16 protein-coding genes and 2 pseudogenes are annotated in these 21,142 nt (G+C 54.0%); 5 read left to right on the top strand and 13 right to left on the bottom strand.

Annotated elements, in window-relative coordinates; all coding sequences use genetic code 11:
• Positions 1-33 precede the first annotated feature (33 nt).
• The 5 genes from GM30_RS03940 to GM30_RS03920 form a co-directional block, all read right to left on the bottom strand.
• Positions 34-1,518 (bottom strand): FGGY-family carbohydrate kinase, encoded by a 1,485-nt coding sequence (locus GM30_RS03940; protein ID WP_049847572.1) that lies wholly within the window; start codon positions 1,516-1,518, stop codon positions 34-36.
• Positions 1,511-2,869, bottom strand: coding sequence for a PTS galactitol transporter subunit IIC (locus tag GM30_RS03935; RefSeq protein ID WP_049847571.1), 1,359 nt, complete (start codon positions 2,867-2,869; stop codon positions 1,511-1,513). Before GM30_RS03935 ends, GM30_RS03940 begins: the two co-directional genes overlap by 8 nt.
• Positions 2,870-2,944: 75 nt before the next feature.
• Positions 2,945-3,232 carry a PTS sugar transporter subunit IIB gene (locus GM30_RS03930; protein ID WP_049847570.1) on the bottom strand — a complete coding sequence of 96 codons (288 nt, stop codon included), beginning with the start codon at positions 3,230-3,232 and terminating at the stop codon, positions 2,945-2,947.
• A complete protein-coding gene (locus tag GM30_RS03925) occupies positions 3,229-3,702 on the bottom strand; it encodes a PTS sugar transporter subunit IIA (protein ID WP_049847569.1) in 474 nt (157 codons plus the stop codon). Before GM30_RS03925 ends, GM30_RS03930 begins: the two co-directional genes overlap by 4 nt.
• A 13-nt stretch (positions 3,703-3,715) precedes the next feature.
• Positions 3,716-4,462 (bottom strand): GntR family transcriptional regulator, encoded by a 747-nt coding sequence (locus GM30_RS03920; RefSeq protein WP_049847568.1) that lies wholly within the window; start codon positions 4,460-4,462, stop codon positions 3,716-3,718.
• A 296-nt stretch (positions 4,463-4,758) separates the two neighbouring features.
• Between GM30_RS03920 and GM30_RS03915 the strand changes: the two genes are divergently transcribed.
• On the top strand, positions 4,759-5,031 hold the full coding sequence (locus tag GM30_RS03915) for a YjbD family protein (protein ID WP_049847567.1): 273 nt from the start codon (positions 4,759-4,761) through the stop codon (positions 5,029-5,031).
• On the opposite strand, the gene rluF is transcribed toward GM30_RS03915, so the two are convergent.
• From rluF to metH, 4 genes and pseudogenes are all read right to left on the bottom strand, one after another.
• On the bottom strand, positions 5,032-5,901 hold the full coding sequence (rluF, locus tag GM30_RS03910) for a 23S rRNA pseudouridine(2604) synthase RluF (protein ID WP_049847566.1): 870 nt from the start codon (positions 5,899-5,901) through the stop codon (positions 5,032-5,034).
• Between the two features lie 51 nt (positions 5,902-5,952).
• A complete protein-coding gene (locus GM30_RS03905) occupies positions 5,953-6,291 on the bottom strand; it encodes a helix-turn-helix domain-containing protein (RefSeq protein ID WP_049847565.1) in 339 nt (112 codons plus the stop codon).
• Positions 6,292-6,434: 143 nt separating this feature from the next.
• Positions 6,435-7,956, bottom strand: a pseudogene (locus GM30_RS03900) (Na/Pi cotransporter family protein).
• A gap of 135 nt (positions 7,957-8,091) precedes the next feature.
• Positions 8,092-11,775, bottom strand: coding sequence for a methionine synthase (metH, locus tag GM30_RS03895; RefSeq protein WP_049847564.1), 3,684 nt, complete (start codon positions 11,773-11,775; stop codon positions 8,092-8,094).
• Between the two features lie 202 nt (positions 11,776-11,977).
• On the opposite strand from metH, the pseudogene iclR reads away from it, so the two are divergent.
• From iclR to GM30_RS03875, 4 genes and pseudogenes are all read left to right on the top strand, one after another.
• Positions 11,978-12,733 (top strand): annotated as a pseudogene (gene iclR / locus GM30_RS03890) (glyoxylate bypass operon transcriptional repressor IclR); the annotation flags it as partial.
• 63 nt (positions 12,734-12,796) lie between these two features.
• Positions 12,797-13,459 (top strand): CDP-alcohol phosphatidyltransferase family protein, encoded by a 663-nt coding sequence (locus GM30_RS03885; RefSeq protein WP_049847562.1) that lies wholly within the window; start codon positions 12,797-12,799, stop codon positions 13,457-13,459.
• Positions 13,456-14,097 (top strand): lysophospholipid acyltransferase family protein, encoded by a 642-nt coding sequence (locus tag GM30_RS03880; protein WP_049847561.1) that lies wholly within the window; start codon positions 13,456-13,458, stop codon positions 14,095-14,097. Before GM30_RS03885 ends, GM30_RS03880 begins: the two co-directional genes overlap by 4 nt.
• A complete protein-coding gene (locus tag GM30_RS03875) occupies positions 14,090-15,022 on the top strand; it encodes a phosphatidate cytidylyltransferase (protein ID WP_049847560.1) in 933 nt (310 codons plus the stop codon). The genes GM30_RS03880 and GM30_RS03875 overlap by 8 nt, the downstream gene beginning before the upstream one ends.
• Here the strand turns inward: GM30_RS03875 and aceK are convergent.
• From aceK to metA, 4 genes are all read right to left on the bottom strand, one after another.
• A complete protein-coding gene (aceK, locus tag GM30_RS03870; protein ID WP_049847559.1) occupies positions 15,013-16,764 on the bottom strand; it encodes a bifunctional isocitrate dehydrogenase kinase/phosphatase in 1,752 nt (583 codons plus the stop codon). The genes GM30_RS03875 and aceK overlap by 10 nt on opposite strands.
• A 47-nt stretch (positions 16,765-16,811) precedes the next feature.
• Complete coding sequence (gene aceA / locus GM30_RS03865; RefSeq protein ID WP_049847558.1) at positions 16,812-18,119, bottom strand: isocitrate lyase; 1,308 nt, start codon at positions 18,117-18,119, stop codon at positions 16,812-16,814.
• Between the two features lie 31 nt (positions 18,120-18,150).
• Positions 18,151-19,752, bottom strand: coding sequence for a malate synthase A (gene aceB / locus GM30_RS03860; RefSeq protein ID WP_049847557.1), 1,602 nt, complete (start codon positions 19,750-19,752; stop codon positions 18,151-18,153).
• A gap of 270 nt (positions 19,753-20,022) precedes the next feature.
• Complete coding sequence (gene metA / locus GM30_RS03855; protein ID WP_049847556.1) at positions 20,023-20,952, bottom strand: homoserine O-acetyltransferase MetA; 930 nt, start codon at positions 20,950-20,952, stop codon at positions 20,023-20,025.
• Positions 20,953-21,142 lie beyond the last annotated feature (190 nt).

The raw sequence follows: 21,142 nt of genomic DNA, 5'->3' as shown, positions 1-21,142 counted from the left end.
AAATAAATTGTCGAATTAATGAATTCTCAACTGCTATTCGTCTTTAATAATTCCCTCCTGCAATAATTTAAAGCGATAAAACGCCTGCCATTTTTGTTGATATTCTTTTAATTTCACCGACCGTCCTGTGTCAGGCAGATACCATTCAACAACAGGGGGTGAGGGTAATACGACATCCGGACAGGCCATCAAAAGTGCTCCAACGGAGACTGTTTCATCGAAAGTAATTGCTTCTACCGGGCATTGAAGAATGTCAGCCTTCAATTGCAACCAGAACGGGTTTTTTACTGCAGGACCAATGACTTTCAATATGCTGTCGGCCGGAATAGTAAAGCAGTCGTAACAGTGAGCGAATTCCATAACCAGGCCGATAAATACACTTTCAAGCAGCGTCTCCGTATCCAGAGCATCAGTCAGACCGAATAACAGACCACGAGAATGACGATTTTTGTTTGGCGAACCCGCCCCCCGTAAGTGAGGGATAAATATCGGCACATGGTCTGCTGACCAGGATGATTGCAGATAGTTCTCCATGACTTTTTCCAGGCCGACACTGATGTCTTCCGCGTTTAAACGAAACGTTTTCTGCACCCATTCGAGCGCATAACCTCCGACAGGTAAGGAGGCAAAGAGCGTGAAAAACTCACCGTCGGAATAGCATCCGTTTGCCAGCTTATCCCGCCTGGCCTGCGCATTCAGAGTCGGTTGAGTATTCAGAAGCAAAATACCTTCTGTCGTTCCTGTAGAGTTAAGCACATCGCCCGGTCGCATTTGCAACGCACGGGCACCTACCATGTGATCGTGACCAGCCAGGGTGACGTTAACCTTATGAGTCAATCCCAGTTCATTTCTGAGTTCAGGCGTTACCCATCCGGCCACTTCACCCGGACGAGTCAGCGGTGCCAGTACCTCGAAAGGAATGCCGAGTATCGCCGTCGCTCTGCGGGACCATGTCCGCTGGGAAACGTCCAGGCACAGCGTTCTGCTTGCCAGCGAAATATCTGTCCGCTTCTCGCCTGTCAACCGCCACAACAGTACTTCTGGTGCGTGTAACCAACAGATATTTTTTTGGTCGTGCAACGCATAGTTATCAAGCAACCAGCGCATTTTGAATGCCGAGTAATTACTGTGAACCGGTAACCCTGTAATTGCGTACAATTCCTCATTCTCTGTCTCGCTTAGCGATGTGAGATAAGATTCGCCACGCCGGTCATACCAGGCCAGCATTGGGGTGAGAATGGTCCCTTTCTCATCCACGAACACGCCAGACTCACCAAAACTTGTGATACTGATATCTGTCACCGGAAACGGGGAAAAAGAAATCAGTTCAGCCAGCACTCGCCGCAATGCCTGCCACAGCGTATCGATATCAAAATCAACATCCCCGTTCTCCGATTCCTTTTTTGGCGTCGGAAATTTACGTACTTCCAGAACTGACGCGTCATGACAGGAATAACAGCTGACTTTGCAGTTGGTGGTACCAATATCGATGACAAGCGCTGCGTGGTAATCAGGCATAGACCGTTCCTTTTGTCAGACGAAAGACGCCGTAAATGACCAGGGCAATAATCGGGATCAGGCCGATCGCGATGATATTTCCGTTGAATATCTCAAGAAGCCAGAAACGGAAAGGGTTACCCCCATCGAGGAAACTTGATACCTGACCACTGGATCCTTCAGCCATTTTGAAGTTGACGTCTTTCGCCATACTGGTAATAAATGGCGCGATTTTCGTCGCAATCCATAAGTCGGCGACAATCACCGGAATTGCAGTAATCACAGCCCGGAAAATGTTGCCACGACATGCCAGAACAATCATTGATGCCATTACTGCCAGGTTCGCGAGGTCACCCAGCGGGAGAACCTTATTGCCCGGAAGAAGAAATGCAATAAAAACAGAGACCGGTGTCAGAATAAGGGCTGTGGAGATAATTGCCGGGTTACCTACCGCCACCGCAATATCCAGCCCGATATAAAGATCATCACGATCAGGGTATTTGGTATTCAGGTATTTTTTGATAGCTTCAGACAAGGGCAGCAAGCCTTCCATCAGGATCCGCACCATGCGGGGCAGAATGAACATCACACCACCGATGCTGATCCCAAGAAGCAGAATATGTTTAAAGTCGTAACCTGCAATAATACCCAGCAGAACACCAAGAATAGTTCCGACCATCATCGGTTCGCCAAAGATGCCCAGCTTTCTTTGCACATTTTCCGGATCAATGTGGATACGGTTCAGGCCCGGGATCTTGTCAATGGTTCTGTCAAACAGCAGTCCGATCGGAAAGAAAACCACAGATGACAAGGTAGGAAGTGAAATACCTTCCAGACCAAAGTATTTCGCCACCAAAGGAGCCGACCAGTCCGCCAGTTTGAGGACCACGATAGCGGCCAGTGCGGCAGCGGAGAGTCCCAGGACAAAGCTACCGGTGCTGTAGTAAACCAGGGTACCTGCCAGCGCAAAGTGCCAGTAGTTCCACATGTCCACGTCCACAGTCCGGGTTCTGTTCAGCGCCAGCATGGCGACGTTAATCAGTATCGTTAACGGAATGACAAAAGGTGCGACCGGAGAACCCCATGTAATCGCCGCCAGCGGCGGCCACCCCAAATCCACAACAGGCAGACTGATGCCGGTTCTTTCAACCATCGCCTGCGCGGCCGGGCCGACATTACTGGTAAGGATGTCAAAAATGGCATAAATACCGACAAAGCCAATACCTACAATTAATGATGAACGAAGTGCTTTTGCGGGTTTAACTTTAAAAAACAATGCCAGGAAAAAAAGAACCAGTGGCAATAAAACCGTTGGACCAAAGCCCAGGATATACTGCACAACGGTATAGAGGGAATGCGCTATATCATTCATATCAGACCTCTTTTTCAGACGTAACCAGACCTCGCGTTAGCGCCTGGACACGTTTTTGAGTTTATATTTATAAAATTAGGATTGACCTTTAAGAATAGAAACTATCCTCTCGAGTACTTTTTCTTCACCTACACCTGTAATAATTGGCAATCCATTGACTACTGGGATATCAAGTTCATAGGGGACTTTGGTAGTGGAAACAACCAGCGCTGCACCATCAGTATTGTTAGGTAGTGACGCCACGTTAGTCTGAGAATAATTAACGTTGAGTCCATGCTCTTTGCAATACTCCATAACTTTTTCTGTCACTGCCGTGGAGGTTGCAATGCCTGTAGCACAGACAAATAATATCATTTGACTCATAGTTCACCTCTTTCAGATAAGCGTGTGTAAATAGACTGATAAATTTCATCATCATTCATGACGAGCATTCGCTGCATAAACTCACCATCCTGAATGACATCCATGACCCAACCCAACACATTGAGCTGTTTATTACTCTCACCGAGGGCAAGCATGAAAACCACCCGGACGGGCACAGGTTCAGGTTCACCGCCCATTTCTTCAAAGCTAACCGGCTCAGCCAAAATCCCCACGCAGATCGCATTCTTCCTGACATGTTTATGATCAGTATGTGGGATAGCGACCCCAATAGGTTCCACCGGTAAACCCGTTGGAAAATTCTCTTCACGGGCAATGACGTGGTCCGCAAAATCAGGTTCGACCATGCCATCGTTGATTAACGGACTGGCAAGTGACCTGATAATTTCATTCTGACTGACACCCCTGGGAAGATGTCTGACATAATGACGTCGAAAATTAATGTCCTGCATAATTTCCTCTTTGCTAGTTAGCATCCCGGCGCTGCAAAATGGTGCCAAGATAATATTTATTACCTTTTAACCAGACATTACCAAACTCAACCGCTAATCCTCTGGAGAAAAAGACCAGTTGTTCAAGATGCAAAACCGGCGCATCTTCACCAATATCAAGATAATGTCCTCGCTCATTACCAATTAATCGAGCTGCGTAACGGCTCTCAGAAAAACTTATTTTTTTATTAGACAGTCTTTCTATCGTTGGGAATAAGTTTTCCTTTGTAAAATCTATATCCATAATGCCCGGGCAAAGGTCAATATTGATACGGTTTTCAATCAACATGACTTTTTCATCACCAATAGAACGCAGACGCTCAAGGAATAACACATCCTGTCCTGGTTTGATGCCCAGCTTCTCTGCCACATGGCGGTTGGCAGGTTCCAGCCGGGAAGTAATGACACTGGTGGTGAAGTTTATTTTCTGGCTGGCTAGTGCTTCAGCAAAAGACAGCAATCCTTCACCTAATGGGTAGGCAACGTTTTCCTTCTTCACGAAAGTGCCTTTGCCCTGTACCTGTACCAGAACACCTTCCCTGACCAGCTGGTCTACCGCTTTTTTAACTGTGCCGCGACTGACCTCAAGCATATCCATTATCTGAAATTCGGATGGGATCCGATCATCATCGACGAGTTCACCGCTATAAATACTTTCCCTTATCCACTCCACCACCTGCTGATAAAGCGGAGTTTGCGAACTTTTCCTCAATGTTTTCATGGTGCGCACCTGAACATTTAGAGTTGTCTATAGACAATCATGTACAACTTCGAGTTTATAATAAGGAAACACAGGAAAAGAGGGATGGGAGGGAGTCACATTTTTGGGGTTCAAAACAGGATCATTTTTCTGTGATCTGTCTCACAATGTCTCCTCCCGCAGGCAAGGCAGGAACATTTCTGAATAGATTAATCAGGGCATTACCGACTGACATCACGCAATATGTTGATGACATCGCTATGAGTCCACCATGGATTGCCGTACACTAAATTATCTGGCTGACTGAGGGCATCGGTATGGCACTCCCCCGCATTACTCAAAAAGAGATGACGGAAAGCGAGCAGCGCGAGCTGAAAACGCTGCTCGATCGTGCGCGAATTGCGCATGGTCGCCTGCTGACCAACGCTGAAACCAACCATCTTAAGAAAGAGTACATCGACAAACTGATGGCGCAGCGTGAAGCCAACGCTAAAAAAGCCCGCCAGTTGAAGAAAAAGCAGGCGTATAAACCGGATGAGAACGCGACTTTTTCCTGGTCGGCAAATACCTCTACCCGTGGAAGGCGCTAATTAGCGCCCTTTCTTTTTCCGCCCTGGAGAGGTAAAGCGCTTACGGTTGGCCATGTCGGCAGGCGTTTTAGCCATCGTTTTCCCGCCACTACTCACCGGTTTTTTCGCCATCCCTGCCGGCGTTTTCGGTTTGGCTTTAGCCTTTGTTTTCGGCTTCGCTTCTGACGACGAATCTTCGATGAGCTTAAACAGTTCGATCAGCTCATCGTCGGTCAGGTCGCGCCACTCGCCCTGCGGAATGCCGGTAAGGCTGACGTTCATGATCCGCGTACGTTCGAGTTTCGTCACTTCAAAACCAAAATATTCGCACATGCGGCGGATTTGCCGGTTCAGCCCCTGAACGAGGGTGATGCGAAAAACAAACGGCGCTTCCTTTTTAACCTTGCACTTCTTTGGCGGCACGCCCGCGCCCATGCCGCGAATAAACTCGTCGGTGACCGGCTTGTTCACCGTCACCAGATACTCTTTTTCGTGGTCGTTACCGGCACGCAGAATTTTATTGACCAGATCGCCGTGGTTGGTCAGAAAGATCAGCCCTTGAGAGTCTTTATCCAGGCGACCAATCGGGAAAATACGGCTGCTGTGGTTGACGAAATCGACGATGTTATCCCGTTCGCCGTCTTCCGTGGTACTCACAATGCCAACCGGTTTGTTCAACGCGATAAACACCAGGTCTTCTTCGTTTCTCGGTTCGATGAGTTGACCATTCACTTTCACCACATCGCCCGCCACGACCTGATCGCCAATGGTGGCGCGTTTACCGTTGATAAACACGTTCCCCTGTTCGATATAGCGGTCAGCCTCGCGACGTGAGCAAATTCCACTTTCGCTAATGTATTTGTTTAATCGGGTTGATTGGGTTGGCAGCATAGTTTCTCCTGTAAAGGCGAAATATACCTTACCTTGGCACCGGTAAAAAGATTAGCCGACGGTTACAGAGACGGGTTTGCCAAGTTTGCTCAGCATCATCACCAGCGTGTCGAGCGTAAATTTACTGGTTTTGAGATTAACCACATCAGAGACACGTGGACGAGTGACATTGAGTTTTACCGCGACCTCAGCCTGACGTAGTTTATTTTCAGCAATCCAGGTGGAAATTTCCTGCATCAGTTGCCGTTTGATAGCAAGCAGTAACTCCACCTCTTTTTCGGCGCTTTCTTGCAGCCGTTTCGCTTCACTCTCTTCAAAACCCAGCTCGGCGAAGATATTGGTCTCCGCTGTGGTCACATGGCGAATGTTGCAATCAACGTTTTTTTTCATTTTTGACTCCTTCGCGCATCAAGTACGGCCTGAAAACGAGCCTTTGCGATGTGCTTTCAGTGATTAAGTGAAATCCGGCAAATCAGTGCTGATCGGCTTTCGTGGCTGTAATAAAAGCACAGGGCATGGGGAAACACCGATGTTTAATAATCATCCCGCTCGTCGTCTTCGTCCGGTTGCTCCATCACGCTGTAAGCCACTGAACAGAACAGCGAGTTCAGACGCTTCATATCGCCAAGCAAACCCAGGTGCAGGGAACTGGTTTCGATGCTTTGCACGTTTTGCTGATGCAACCGATCAACGTGAGCATGTGAGTAGCGGCGGTTCAGAATACGGAAACGGTGTTTGTTACGGCGCAGACGGCGGGCGCTGGGCACGTCGCCGGAGAAGAATACCGACATCGCCAGTTGTAGGTTGCTGAGTAACTGCTCGTACAGCGCATCCAGTTCTTTCAACCCTTCAATCGAGAAGGCGCGGCGGGCGGCCAACGACTTGTCGGCAATCTCGCTGCCCATGCGCTCGACGATGTCCGAGGCCTGCTCCAGGTTCAGCGACATCTCAATGATTTCTGCCCAGCGGCGGGATTCCTCTTCCGCCAGTTCCTCTTTCGGCATCCGCGCCAGGTAGAGTTTGATGGCGGTGTACAGCACGTTGATGTCATCCGCCAACTTGCGCAGCGCTTTCTCTTCACGCGGTTCGCCGTGCATGACGTTGTGCAGGCCCCCCAGCATCAGCTCCATGGCATCGCCCATACGCAGGGTTTCGCGCGCGGCATTGGCCAGTGCCAGCGCAGGCGTATCCAGCGCGGTGGTGTCGAGGTGTTTCGGTTTCAGACGCGNTCACCAGCTCGGATTCGGCCAGCGGTAGCTCTTGCAGCATTGTGGCGAGCGGGTGAACAAACGGCAGGATAATCAGGCTACCCACCAGCTTGAAGAGCAAACTGCCCAGCGCCACACGGCGGGCGGCGGCATTGGCGGCGCTGTTGTTGAGCATCGCCAGCAGACCGGAGCCGAGGTTAGCACCAATCACCAGGCAGAGCGCCACCGGGAAGGCGATGATCCCAGCAGCAGAGAGCGTGGCGGTCAACAACACGGCGGCGAGGCTGGAGTAACTCACCAGCGCGAACACCGCGCCAATCAGCGCATCCAGCATGATGTCGCCGGTCAGCGAGGCAAAAATCACCTGTACGCCACTCGCTTCGGTGATCGGATGTACCGCCTGAACGATAAGCTCCAGCGCCAGCAGGATCAGGCCGAGACCAATCCCCACGCGTCCCAGTTGCCCGGCGCGGGTCTGTTTACGCCCGAGGAAGAAAATGACGCCGATGAAAATCAGCAGCGGCGACAGCCAGGAGAGATCGAAGGTCAGCACGCGCGCCATCAGCGCGGTCCCCACATCCGCGCCCAGCACAATCACCAGCGCAGGGGTGAGTGCCACCAGATCCTGCGCCACGAATGACGTAACCAGCATCGTGGTGGCGTTACTGCTCTGCACCAGCGCGGTGACACCGATCCCCGCGCAGAAAGCGAGCGGTTTCTTTTCTACGCTATTGCTCAGCACCGTGCGCAAGCGCGCGCCAAAAACACGCATCACGCCGGTGCGAACAATATGAGTGCCCCACACCAGCAAGGAAACAGCGGAAAGCAGGTGTAACAACGTCAACACGGATGCAGTTTCTCCTTATCTTTATTATCCTGAGGCGGCTGGCCTTTCTCTAGTATAAGGTTTTACCACCAATAAAGAGACAAGGCGCCTGAAGAGCGCCCTGTTTGTTGTAAAGAAAAATGACAGTTTTGTGAATCAGTCGGCGTCGTAACCGAGGTGCGGCGCTAACCAGCGCTCAGCCTCTGCCAGGCTCATCCCTTTACGACGGGCATAATCCTCCACCTGATCGCGCTGGATCTGCGCCACGGCAAAGTATTTGCTGTCAGGATGGCTGAAGTACCAGCCCGACACCGACGCGCCCGGCCACATGGCGAACGATTCGGTGAGCTTCATGCCAGTATGCGTTTCGACGTCCAGCAACTGCCAGATGGTGCCTTTTTCGGTGTGCTCCGGGCAGGCCGGGTAGCCAGGCGCCGGGCGAATGCCCTGGTAGTTTTCGCGGATCAGATCGTCGTTGCTGAGGTTCTCATTCGCCGCGTAGCCCCAGTAGACTTTGCGCACCCGTTCGTGAAGGTATTCTGCGAACGCCTCCGCCAGACGGTCAGCGATCGCTTTCACCATGATCTTATTGTAATCATCATGCTGCGCTGCATACGCCTCCGCCAGTGCATCTTCTTCCAGCCCGCCGGTCACGGCGAACGCGCCGATGTAGTCGGCTTTGCCGGACAGTTTCGGCGCGACGAAATCCGCCAGGCAGTAGTTGGCAAAACCGGTTTTTTCCGTCTGCTGGCGCAGGTGATGGCTTACCGTCAGCACATGCGTCCGGGTTTCATCACGATAGATTTCGATGTCATCACCAACGCGGTTGGCCGGGAACAACCCCACCACTCCGCGCGGGTTCAGCGTTTTTTGCTCGCTAAGCTGGTCGAGCATGTCGTTAGCGTCTTTAAACAGACGTTTGGCCTCTTCGCCCACCACCTCGTCTTCCAGAATGCGCGGGTATTTGCCCGCCAGCGACCAGGTCATAAAGAACGGCGTCCAGTCGATGTAATTACGCAGGGTTTCAATGCTGGCAGAAACCGCCTGCACGCCGAGGCGATGCGCCACCGGCGGCGTATAGTTGCGCCAGTCAAACGCCAGATCGTTTTCCCGCGCCGCGTCCAGCGTCACCGGCGGCGTGCGTGGTTTCTTGCGCGCGTGCTGGATGCGCACCGTTTCATACTCTTTGCGGGTGCGGGCAACAAAATCATCATGCTGGGTGGCGGAGAGTAACGACGACACCACGCCAACGGTGCGCGAGGCGTTCTGCACGTATACCGTCGGGCCGCTGTAGTTCTGTTCGATCTTCACCGCCGTGTGCGCTTTGGAGGTCGTCGCACCGCCAATCAGCAGCGGAATGGTGAAGCCCTGACGCTCCATCTCCTTCGCCACGTTGACCATTTCGTCCAGCGACGGAGTGATAAGGCCGGAAAGCCCGATCAGATCGGCGTTCACCTCGCGGGCGGTTTTGAGGATTTTATCCGCTGGCACCATCACGCCGAGATCGACGATTTCATAGTTGTTGCACTGCAACACCACGCCGACGATGTTTTTGCCGATGTCATGCACGTCGCCCTTCACGGTAGCAATGACCATTTTGCCGTTACTCGAGCCCTTCTCTTTGCTGGCTTCGATAAACGGCTCAAGGTACGCCACCGCCTGTTTCATCACGCGGGCGGATTTCACCACCTGCGGCAGGAACATTTTGCCCTCGCCGAACAGATCCCCGACGACGTTCATGCCGTCCATCAATGGGCCTTCAATCACTTCTATCGGGCGGTCCGCCTGCTGGCGCGCCTCTTCGGTGTCCTGTTCGATAAACTCGGTGATGCCTTTCACCAGCGAATATTCGAGACGTTTTTTCACGTCCCACGAACGCCATTCCGCCTGCTGGCCGTTCGCGCCATCGTCGGCTTTGCTGCCGCGATATTTTTCCGCCAGTTCCAGCATGCGCTCGGTGCTGTCGTCGCGACGGTTGAGGATCACGTCCTCGACGGCATCGCGCAACTCGGCAGGCAGATCGTCATAAATCGCCAGCTGTCCTGCATTGACGATGCCCATGTCCATACCGTTGCGAATGGCGTAATAGAGGAACACCGCGTGAATGGCTTCGCGCACCGGGTCGTTGCCGCGAAACGAGAAAGAGACGTTGGAGACGCCGCCAGAGATCAGCGCATGCGGCAGCTCGCGTTTGATGTCTTCGCAGGCGCCGATAAAGTCCTGCGCGTAGTTGTTGTGCTCTTCAATGCCAGTGGCGACCGCGAAGATATTGGGGTCGAAAATGATGTCTTCTGGCGGGAAACCCACCTCTTCGGTCAGGATTTTGTAGGCACGACGACAGATCTCAATTTTACGTTCGCGGGTATCGGCCTGGCCGACTTCATCAAACGCCATGACCACCACGGCCGCACCGTAGCGGCGCACTTTTTTCGCATGATGGATAAACGCCTCAACGCCCTCTTTCATCGAGATGGAGTTGACGATGCCTTTACCCTGAATACATTTCAGCCCTTTTTCGATCACCTCCCATTTAGAGGAGTCGATCATGATCGGCACGCGGGCGATATCCGGCTCACCGGCAATCAGGTTGAGGAAACGCACCATCGCCGCTTCGGCGTCGAGCATCCCTTCATCCATGTTGATGTCGATGATCTGCGCGCCGCTGTCTACCTGCTGACGCGCCACGTCCAGCGCTTCGCTGTATTTCTCTTCTTTAATCAGGCGCTTAAATTTCGCCGAGCCGGTGACGTTGGTACGCTCGCCGACGTTCACAAACAGGCTGTCGTCGCCAATATTCAGCGGTTCGAGACCGGACAGACGGCAGGCCACCGGCAGTTCCGGCAACTGGCGCGGCGGTAAACCTTCCACCGCGCGGCTCATGGCGGCGATGTGTTCCGGCGTGGTGCCGCAACAGCCGCCGACGATGTTGAGGAACCCAGCTTCTGCCCATTCGCGGATCTGCGTTGCCATGGTGTCAGCGTCAAGATCGTACTCACCAAAGGCGTTTGGCAGCCCGGCGTTCGGGTGCGCGGTGACGTAGCATTCAGCAATGCGCGACAACTCCTGCACGTACTGACGCAGCTCGTCCGGGCCTAATGCGCAGTTCAAACCAAAGGTCAGCGCATCGGCATGGCGCAGGGAGTTGTAGAACGCTTCGGTCGTCTGGCCGGAAAGCGTACGCCCTGAGGCATCGGTGATGGTGCCGGAAATCATGATCGGCAGATCAACGCCCAGCGCCTCGAACTCTTCTTTTACCGCATAGACTGCGGCTTTGGCGTTGAGCGTATCGAAGATAGTTTCGATCAGAATCAGGTCTGCGCCGCCTTCCACCAGCGCGCGGGTGGATTCACGGTAGGCCGCCACCAGCTGATCAAACGTGATATTACGGAAAGCCGGGTCGTTGACGTCTGGAGAAATAGAGGCCGTGCGGTTGGTCGGGCCGAGCACGCCCGCCACGTAGCGCGGTTTTTCCGGCGTGCGCGCGGTCCATTCATCGGCGCAGGCGCGCGCCAGCTTTGCCGCTTCGAGGTTGATTTCCGCCGACAGGGATTCCATCTGGTAATCCGCCATCGCGATAGTCGTCGAGTTAAACGTATTGGTTTCAATGATATCCGCACCCGCTTCGAAGTACGCGTAGTGGATAGCGGCGATCGTTTCCGGTTGGGTGATCGCCAGCAGGTCATTGTTACCTTTCAGATCGCAGGGCCAGTCGGCAAAACGTTCACCGCGGAAATCCTGCTCTTCGAGACGATAGCTCTGGATCATGGTGCCCATGCCCCCGTCCAGAACCAGAATGCGTTCTTTTAACTGCTGATGCAGCTGTTCAACTTTGTTGCTCACACGTGCTCCCGACAACGATCAACCAGGCCGACAGGCCAGCAGTCCATACTGGCATAAACCGTCAGTGCGGAAAAGTCACATGGCCTTAACATGAGACAAGTTCATTTACCTCACAGAACTCATCCGATGAGTAAGGATATTGGTTGCATTATTACTGAATAAAACGAAAATGATTTCCACGATACAGAAAAAGGAGTCCGCTATGGTTGCCACCGTTCCCGCCAAACGCGGCAGAAAAGCCGCCCCTGCCGCCGCTCAGCCTGCTGGACAAGTCCAGTCGCTGACCCGCGGTCTGAAATTGCTGGAGTGGATTGCGGAATCCCACGGTAGCGTGGCGCTGACCGAGCTGGCGCAACAGGCCGGACTGCCTAATTCCACCACCCACCGCCTGCTGACTACCATGCAGCAACTGGGCTTCGTTCGCCAGGTTGGCGATCTCGGCCACTGGACGGTAGGCGCTCACGCGTTTATCGTCGGCAGCAGTTTTTTGCAAAGCCGCAACCTGCTGGCCATTGTGCATCCGATGTTGCGCTCGCTGATGGAAACGTCCGGCGAAACGGTGAACCTCGCGGTGCTCGATCAAAGCGATCATCAGGCCATTATCATCGACCAGGTCCAGTGTACTCAGTTGATGCGCATGTCCGCGCCGATTGGCGGTAAGTTGCCGATGCACGCCTCGGGTGCCGGGAAAGCCTTTTTATCACAGCTGAGCGAGGAACAGGTCAGCGCATTGCTGCACCGCAAAGGGCTGCATGCCTATACCCATGCCACGCTGGTGTCGCCGGTGCATCTGAAGGAAGACCTGGCACAAACGCGTAAGCGCGGCTACTCATTCGATGACGAAGAGCACGCGCTGGGTCTGCGCTGCATTGCGGCCTGCATTTTTGATGAACACCGCGAACCGTTTGCCGCCATCTCCATTTCCGGACCAATTTCCCGTATGACCGACGATCGGGTGACNNTTAACCCCCCGCCGTAGCGGTATACTCTGTGCTCAACAACACCCGAAAATGAGCACTCTATGGAAAAGGACATCCAGGATCGCCGCCCCATCCGGGCGCGCGAGACGCGCTGGGCCGCATCCGCCGCCCGCTATCTTCGCCGTAAAGGCTGTACGCCCAACGGCATCTCCCTCTTCAGTATTCTTTTCGCTGCCATCGCCGCGCTGTGCTTTTTGCTGGTCTGGCGCAGCGATAACACGCTTCTGCAGCGCGTGTTGCTCGTTGTCGCTGCCGCAGGCATTCAGGGAAGATTAATCTGTAACCTGCTGGATGGCATGGTGGCCGTAGAAGGCGGTTTACGCAGCCCGGCGGGCGCGGTCTATAACGAACTTCCCGACAGGGTCTCCGACACCCTGCTATTGCTCGGCATGGGCTACGGACTTATTCACTTCTCTTCCGGTGTCGTGCTGGGCTGGGCCTGTGCGCTGTTCGCCATCGCCACGGCCTATGTCCGTCTGCTGGGCGGCACCTGTGGGCTGACACAGCGCTTCAGCGGCCCGATGGCGAAACAGCATCGCATGGCGCTGCTAACCGCAGGCGCGCTGGTCGCTGCGGTGGTTCCGCAGTGGGGGCAGCAGATCGGATTCGCCGTGCTGATCGTCATTCTGGTGGGGACAATCATCACCTGCATCGACCGTACGCGGAAAATTATTCGCGACTTGAATACAGGAGAGCCATCATGAGTTTCACTCCTGATAAAACGCTGGTGCGCGCTTTTCTGGTCAGCCTGTGCCGTTTGCTGACAGGCATTAAGGCCCGCTGGCAATCCGTTCCGCAAGCCGAACAGCCGACAATCTATTTCGCCAACCACAGCAGCCATCTTGACGGACTGGTGATCTGGGCCAGTATGCCCGCCACGATGCGGGATAAGGTTCACCCGGTAGCCGCCGCCGATTACTGGCAGAAAAGCCGCCTGCGTCGTTATCTCTCTTCGCGCATCTTCGGAGCGGTGCTGATCGCGCGTAACGGCAAGAGCAGCAAACCGGCGTCCGGCGAAAACCCGCTGGAACCGTTAATCGAGGTGCTGGAAAAACGGGAGTCGCTGATTTTCTTTCCCGAAGGCACGCGCGGCAACGGTGAGGCGTTGGGTGAATTCAAAAGCGGACTTTATCATTTGATGCAGCGCTATCCGGACGCGCAGTTAGTGCCGGTCTGGCTGGAGAACCTCAATCGCGTGCTGCCGAAAGGCTCGAAGCTGGTTGTTCCCATTATTTGCAGCGCGACGTTTGGCTCCCCGCTCTGCGGCCCTGCAGAGGATGAAACTAAGGCGGAATTCCTGGACCGTGCTAAAGTCGCGCTGGAGGCGCTTTCCCATGATTAAGACCGATCATGAATTGATGCTCCTGCTGACGGGGTTATTCACCCTGCTGGTGATCGCGAGCCTGATTGGCTATCTGCTGGCGAGAAAAAAGCAAAATGCCACGATTACCAATCTCAACGCCCGCATCCGGGCCTGGTGGGTGATGTGTACTATTTCGGTCATTGCGCTACTGATTGGCCCCCTCGGTTCCGTCGTCCTGTTTGCCCTGATGTCGTTCTTCGCCCTGCGTGAATGCGTCACGCTGACGCCCACCCGCCGCGGGGATCACGAAGCGCTGTTCTGGTGCTTTTTCGTCATTCTGCCGCTGCAATATCTGCTGGTCGGGATCCAGTGGTACAACTTATTTGTCGTGTTTATTCCGGTTTATGCCTTTCTCTTCATTCCAGCCCGCATTGCCCTCGCCAGCGACACCCGGCAGTTTCTCGAGCGTAGCGCCAAAATTCAGTGGAGCCTGATGATTGCCGTCTATTGCGTCAGCCATGCGCCTGCGCTGCTGATGCTCTCCATTCCCGGCTTTGAAGGAGAAAATATCAAGCTGGTGCTGTTCATGATGATTGTCGTGCAGATTTCCGACGTGCTGCAGTACGTCTTCGGCAAACTGTGGGGTAAGCGCGCCATCGTACCGAAACTCAGTCCGAATAAAACCGTGGAAGGGTTCGTGGGCGGCATCCTGAGCGCCAGCCTCGTTGGCGCAGCCCTGTTCTGGGTGACGCCTTTCAACGTCGTGGAAGCGTTTTTTATCTCGCTGCTGATCACCCTGCTCGGTTTTGCCGGGGGCCTGTGTATGTCTGCGATTAAACGTGACCGTGGCGTGAAAGATTTCGGCGCGATGCTGGAAGGGCACGGCGGGATGATGGATCGCATCGATTCCCTGTGCTTTGCCGCGCCGGTGTTCTTTCATGTGGTGCGTTATTTTTACGCCTGATTGATCTGCGGTTGCTTACCGTAGCGGACGCTGAAACGCTGCCGCCTGCGGTAAGCATAGACGTCCTCAACGTGGCCGTTTTTGATGCGCGTTTGCAGGCCACGCCAGTAGTCGGCACGGAACAGATCGGCGTGCATCTCTTCAAACAACGGCCCGATGCGCGGGTCGGCGCACAGCCAGTGGCGAAACTCTTCCGGGAACACATCGCCCGGTGAGACGCTGTACCACGGCTCGCCGGAAAGCTCATCTTCGGGATAGCGCGGCGGCGGAATATCGCGGAAATTCACTTCCGTCATGTAGCAAATTTCGTCGTAATCGTAGAACACCACACGCCCGTGGCGCGTGACACCAAAGTTTTTGAACAGCATATCGCCGGGGAAAATATTGGCGGCGGCAAGCTGACGGATGGCGTTGCCGTATTCTTCAATGACATCGCGCAACGGCTGGCCTTCCACCTGTTCGAGCCAGATATTCAGCGGCACCATTCGCCGTTCGATATAAAGATGGCTGATGCTGATGCGGTCGCCGAGATCGGTGATTTTTTCCGGCGCTTCCGTCAGCAGCAGCGACATCAGCGCCGGGTCAATTTGCTGCTTTTCCAGTACGAAGTTTTCGAACTCCTGGGTGTCGGCCATGCGCCCGACGCGATCATGCTCTTTGACCAGCTGATAGCAGGCGCGGACGTGCGCCGCCGTCACCTCTTTCTGCGGGGCAAAACGGTCTTTAATGACCTTGAAGACACGGTCAAACCCCGGCAGCGTAAACACCAGCATCACCATGCCGCGAATGCCCGGCGCTTCGGTGAATTTTTCATCCGCCGCGGCGTGAATGTAGTTGAGATATTCACGGTAGCTTTCGGTTTTCGCATGTTTCTGGCAGCCAATCGCCATATACAACTCCGCCGTGGTTTTCCCGGGCAGGATCTCGCGTAACCATTCCACCAGTGCAGCAGGCAGCGGCGCGTAAACCATGAAATAGGAGCGGGCGAAACCGAACACGATGCTGGCCTCGGCGCTGGTCGTCAGGCAGGTATCGACAAACAGCTCGCCGTCATCACTGCGGTGAATGGGCAGCAACAGCGGCAACGTTGCCGTCGGGGTGTAGAGTTTTCCGACCAACCAGGCCGCTTTGTTGCGATAAAACAGCTCATTCGCCACCTGCAGATAGCTCTGTTGCAGCGTCTGCGCCCCGAACGTTTCGGTCAGATGCGCGATGATGTACTCCACATCCCGCGATTTGTTTTGCCACGGCAGCCGCAGCGGTAAATCGGACAGAACGTTGGTAAGCAAGGTTCCCCAACCGCGATCGGGATAGAAATCCTTCGCCAGCGGACGTGGGATCGTGCGAAAACGGCGTTCGGGCTGGGAGCTGAAAATAAAGAGCCGATCCGGAGTCAGCGAGCGGTGATCAAACAAACGACAATAGACCGAATTAAAGAAACTCTCGGCAATCTCGAAGCGGGGGTAATCAGGCAACAGACGCGTATAATGCTCTTTTACTGCCAGTAAGAAGTCCGCGTCCGTACTCCTGCCACCGGTGATGCAGCGCAGTTGTTCCACCACCAGACCGACATGATGATCGTAAAGATGGATGCGCTGCTTCATGGCCTGTTGCACGGCGTGCCAGTCGGCCTGCTCGAAACGCTGCTGCGCGCCGGAAGTGACTTCCAGAAAGCGGCCATACTGCGCATCGAAGCCCTGAAGTATGGTTTGAGCAATCAATAATTCCAGGCCACGCTGCATCGTTTTCCCTCACGGTAGCCCCTCTCCGTAGGAGAGGGGAAAGATTATCAGAACTGATCTTCTTCGGTGGAGCCCGTCAGCGCGGTGACTGACGATGCGCCGCCCTGAATGATGGTGGTGACCTTGTCGAAATAGCCGGTGCCGACTTCCTGCTGGTGAGACACGAAGGTATAGCCTTCGCTGCCCGCCGCGAATTCCGGCTGCTGGACTTTTTCGACATAGTGCTTCATGCCCTCGCCCTGTGCGTAGGCGTGCGCCAGATCGAACATGCTGTACCACATGCTGTGAATACCCGCGAGGGTAATGAACTGGAATTTGTAACCCATATCCGACAGTTGCTGCTGGAAGCTGGCGATGGTGTTATCGTCGAGGTTTTTCTTCCAGTTAAACGACGGTGAACAGTTGTAGGCCAGCAGTTTGCCCGGATATTTCGCGTGGATGGCTTCCGCAAAACGACGCGCCTGATCGAGGTCCGGTTTGGAGGTTTCGCACCATACCAGATCCGCATACGGGGCATACGCCAGGCCGCGACTGATCGCCTGTTCAATGCCAGCATGGGTGCGGAAGAAGCCTTCGCTGGTGCGCTCGCCAGTGATGAATTTGCTGTCATATGGATCGCAGTCAGAGGTGATCAGATCCGCAGCATCAGCATCGGTGCGGGCAACCAGCAGCGTCGGAACCCCCATGACGTCGGCAGCCAGACGCGCGGCTACCAGTTTCTGGATCGCTTCCTGCGTCGGGACCAGCACTTTGCCGCCCATGTGTCCGCATTTTTTCACCGATGCCAGCTGATCTTCAAAGTGAACCGCCGCCGCACCGGCTTCGATCATCGATTTCATCAGTTCAAAGGCATTCAGCACGCCGCCGAAACCCGCTTCCGCGTCGGCCACGATCGGCAGGAAATAGTCAATAAAACGCGGATCGTTTGGTTCGATACCGGCGGCCCACTGGATCTGATCCGCGCGGCGGAAAGTATTATTGATGCGCTCAACCACGGCAGGAACCGAGTTCGCCGGGTATAGCGACTGATCCGGGTACATGCTGGACGCGAGGTTCGCATCCGCCGCGACCTGCCAGCCAGACAGATAAATCGCTTCGATACCCGCTTTAGCCTGCTGCAGCGCCTGGCCACCGGTCAGCGCGCCGAGGCTGTTGATGTAGCCTTTTTTCGCATCACCATGCAGCAGACGCCACATTTTTGCTGCGCCCAGTTGCGCCAGCGTGCATTCCGGGTTGACTGAGCCGCGTAATTTCACCACTTCGTCCGCGCTGTAAGGGCGACGAATGCCTTCCCAGCGCGCTTGTTGTGTCCATTCTTTTTGTAACTCTTCGATCTGTTGGGTACGAGTTTTCATATGCAAATGCTCCATGTCGTTATGTGGTGAGTTATGGCAACAGGCGGTAGCCCGGCAGCGTAAGGAAATCGATAAGTTCGTCAGAGGTGGTGATCTCTTCCATCAGGCGCGCAGCGTCCTCAAAGCGGCCGCCGCTGTAGCGCTCCTCGCCCAGTTCTTCCTGAATGACACGCATCTCTTCTTGCAGCATCTGACGGAACAGGGATTTTGTGACGGGTTTGCCGTTACTGAGCGTCTTCTCGTGGTGGATCCACTGCCAGATGGACGTACGGGAGATCTCGGCGGTGGCGGCGTCTTCCATCAGGCCGTAGATCGGCACGCAGCCGTTGCCGGAAATCCAGGCTTCGATGTACTGTACGGCGACGCGAATATTGGTGCGCATCCCCTCTTCCGTGCGCTCACCGTCGCAGGGCGCCAGCAGCTGTTCTGCGGTAATCGGCGCATCCGTTTCCCGCGTCACGAAGAGCTGGTTCGGGTTGTCGCCCAGCATGCTGTCGAAAACGTCCATGACGGTATCGGCCAGACCCGGGTGAGCAACCCATGTGCCATCGTGGCCATTTTTCGCTTCCAGCTCTTTGTCCGCTCTGACTTTCTTCAGCACCTGCGCGTTGCGCTCTTCATCTTTGCTGGGAATGAACGCCGCCATCCCGCCCATCGCAAATGCGCCGCGACGGTGACAGGTTTTGATCAGCAGACGCGAGTAGGCGCTCAGGAACGGTTTGTCCATGGTGACAACCTGACGATCCGGCAGAACGCGATCCGGGTGATTCTTCAATGTTTTGATATAACTAAAGATGTAATCCCAGCGGCCACAGTTCAGACCAACGATATGGTCGCGCAGCGCGTGCAGGATCTCGTCCATCTGGAACACGGCGGGCAGCGTTTCGATCAACAGCGTTGCTTTGATCGTGCCGCGTGGCAGATCGAAACGATCTTCCGTGTAGCAGAACACCTCGCTCCACCAGGCCGCTTCCTGCCAGGCCTGAGTCTTCGGCAGGTAAAAATAGGGACCACTGCCTTTGGCTAACAGCGCTTTGTAGTTGTGAAAGAAGTAGAGCGCGAAATCAAACAGGCTTCCCGGAATGGCTTCACCGCGCCAGGTAACGTGTTTTTCGGGCAAATGCAGGCCGCGCACGCGACAGATCAGCACTGCCGGGTCGGGCTTCAGCTGATAAATTTTGCCGTTTTCATTGGTGTAACTGATGGTGCCGTTAACCGCATCGCGCAGATTGATTTGCCCGTCGATCACTTTCTCCCAGTTCGGCGCCAGCGAATCCTCAAAATCAGCCATGAACACTTTTACATTTGCATTCAGTGCGTTAATGACCATTTTGCGCTCGACCGGGCCGGTGATTTCGACGCGACGATCCAGTAAATCATCCGGGATGCCGCGAATCGTCCACTCGCTTTCTCGAATGGAATTGGTTTCCGAAATAAAATCAGGCAGCACGCCGGCATCGATCTCCTGCTGTTGTTTGACGCGGGCTGCCAGCAATGCATTGCGTTTAGCCGTGAAACGCGTCACCAGTTCGGTCAGAAACTCTACGGCTTCCGGCGTCAGGATTTGCTCTTCCTGCTCGCCACGTCGCTGACTAAACGCCAGTTCATCGATGGTTGTTGCCTGTTGATTCATGTCGCAGCTCCTCGTTGTCGATCCTTTAAAATTCCCCCAACGTGAACGAACGATCGTTGTGCAGTTTTCGTTCAGCACATTTAAGACTACTCATTTAAATTTCAAAATCAAAAACAATTTCCATTTTTAAAATAAAAACATCACAACGTATTGATAACAAAGAATTTAAAATTGATTTACTGAATGAAGTGGATTTCAGAAATGAAAAAGGCACCCGTAGGTGCCTGTGGTGGAATGCTGAAACGCTTTAGGATCCTGAATGTCAGGAGATTAATCCAGCGTTGGATTCATATGGCGCAGATCGTACGGTGTGATCTGGTAGACGTAATAGTTGAGCCAGTTGGTAAACAGCAAGTTGCCGTGGCTTCGCCAGCTGGCGCGAGGACGATTCTGCGGATCGTTTTTCGGGAAATAGTTATAGGGCACTTCCGGATTCAGACCCGCTTCAACATCACGAAAATATTCACCCGCCAGAGTATCAGCATCATATTCGGGGTGACCCGTGACGAAGGCGATGCGTTTATCTTTGCTGGCAAACAGGTAGGCATCACCGTCGTCCGTTTCCGCCAGGATTTCGAGATCGGTGTAATCACGAATAAGCGCCGCCGGGAAATCAGCGTAGCGTGAATGAGGCGCCAGGAACGCATCATCAAAGCCGCGGGTCAGCAAAGCATGAGGATGGAGAATATGATGTTCATAAACGCCGGAAAGTTTTTCTGTGCGGGTTTGCTTGGGAATGCCGTAGAGGATATTGAGTGCCGCCTGTACGGCCCAACAGACAAACAACGTTGAGGTCACATGATCTTTTGCCCACTCAAGTACCTGTCTGATTTGCGGCCAGTAGGCAACGTCATTGAATTCAACCAGCCCCAGCGGCGCGCCGGTGACGATCAGTCCATCAAAGTTTTCGTGACAGATGTCGTCAAAATTGCAGTAGAAGTTGTTCAGATGCTCGGCCGGTGTATTGCGGGATTCGCGAGCATCGATGCGCAGTAGCTGAATGTCGACCTGCAGCGGCGAGTTCGAGAGCAAACGTAGGAACTGGTTTTCCGTTTCGATCTTCTTTGGCATCAGGTTAAGGATCAGCACCTTCAGCGGGCGAATTTCCTGACCTGTAGCGCGCGATGCTGTCATCACAAAGACGTTTTCATCACGCAAGAATTTGACGGCTGGTAGCTCGTCCTGCACCCGAATCGGCATAACCTTGTTACCTCACAGCATACGTATAAACGTTTAGACATCCAGATAGCTGAAGATAACCAGAATTTACCCGAATGTCGAGTCTGGAAGCGAAAGGTGAGAAAGTTTCAATTTCGAGGGAATTTGAGATGCACAAAAACGCAAAAAGGCCATCCTTCCGGATGGCCTCTTCACGTAATTAATGCCTGGC

Source organism: Trabulsiella odontotermitis (assembly GCF_001188485.1).
In the GTDB taxonomy this organism is placed as follows: Bacteria; Pseudomonadota; Gammaproteobacteria; order Enterobacterales; family Enterobacteriaceae; genus Trabulsiella; species Trabulsiella odontotermitis_A.
This window is presented reverse-complemented; position numbering and strand designations above follow the sequence as displayed.